At 44.5% G+C, this 1,246-nt stretch carries 1 protein-coding gene and 1 pseudogene; both read right to left on the bottom strand.

Annotated elements, in window-relative coordinates:
- Window positions 1-544, bottom strand: a pseudogene (locus tag GPK60_RS12085) (LtrC-like protein); the annotation flags it as partial.
- A 6-nt stretch (window positions 545-550) separates the two neighbouring features.
- Window positions 551-1,246: PcfB family protein (locus GPK60_RS12090; RefSeq protein WP_215660321.1), on the bottom strand; the 696-nt coding region annotated here is incomplete at its 5' end.

Below are 1,246 nucleotides of genomic sequence, written 5' to 3' on the forward strand. Positions count from 1 at the left end.
TCTGCTTTTCATTATTATAGAAAGCTGCCATATTCGGATACGGAAGTTCATCGGTTGCCGCAACCTCCACCGGAGATACATCAAGCATTGTCGTGATAAGTGCTTTCGGGTCACGGTTTGCTGATACTGCCGGAGCTTTTCTTCCATTTGTCTGCGTAACATCAAATACCTTTTTGACATTGTAGGAAATACCCGGAGAACCATCTGCTCTTGTGTATTCCACTGGTTCAAGGATAGAAATACTCTTTGCCCCTTTGGTAATCTTCACATTGTCCTTACCCCAATCATCAAAATCTTTAAGCTGTGTCGCCTGCGGATACTGACTGTAAATAAGGAGAGCATTTGCTGCGGAATATCTGTCCATTCGACTCTGCGTATCAAGAAAGTTCTTGAACTTCTCAGGGTCACTCACAATCTCACGGGCAGCATCATCAATCATCTGATAGACTTTTTCTTTTTCTGCTCGCTTCTTTTCTGCATACTCCTCTTTGGATAATCTTAGCTGATTACCGCCAGCCTTTGCGGGTTTGAAATCATTTGTCATAGTGAATTACCTCTCTTTTGTTTTGGGTTTCTTCTTCGGCTGACGGTGTACCGTCTGACCGTTTTTCTGCTGCGGCTTCTTGCCGTCTTTCTTAACCTCCGGCTCTTTACGCTCTGCTTCTTTTTGCTGTTTTGCCTGTGCCTTGTAACGGTCAAGTTTCTCTTTGACCGATGGCTTTTCCACTGGCTTTGCAACACCCTTATCAGATTGCGTTTCTACCGGCTCTGAGTTTTGCCTTGACAGAGGGCTTTTGTCTGTTTTGGCGACTGAGGGGTTTGCGTTTGCTCGCTCCTCTTTCTGCATTGGATTTCTGACTGCTTCTTCCATAATGATTTCACTCTTGGATTTGGTCGGCTTTTCTTTCTCAACCGCTTCACGGTCTGCGATAGCCTTCTCTGCTTCACTGACAATCGAAGCCTTATCCACCTTGCCAAGTTCAAATCTTTCAACGATACGCTGAATTTTAGAAGCGTCCTCTGCTCTTGCAATAATATCTACCGGAGCGTTCTCTCCCTTTGTGTTCTTATCTCTGAGGACACAATAAAGAACGCCATAGCGTTTTGCCTGTTCGGTAAACTTCTTCAAATCCTTTTGCGGAATGGAAAAGACTTTCAGCTCCTTGCCTGACTTAATCATATTGGTAAGCCTTGCTTTGCCCTTCGTCTTTTGTTCCTGCTTCAGAACCGATACCAAAAGCAATGC

The organism is Ruminococcus sp. MCC718 (assembly GCF_018783905.1).
In the GTDB taxonomy this organism is placed as follows: Bacteria; Bacillota; Clostridia; order Lachnospirales; family Lachnospiraceae; genus Hominisplanchenecus; species Hominisplanchenecus faecis.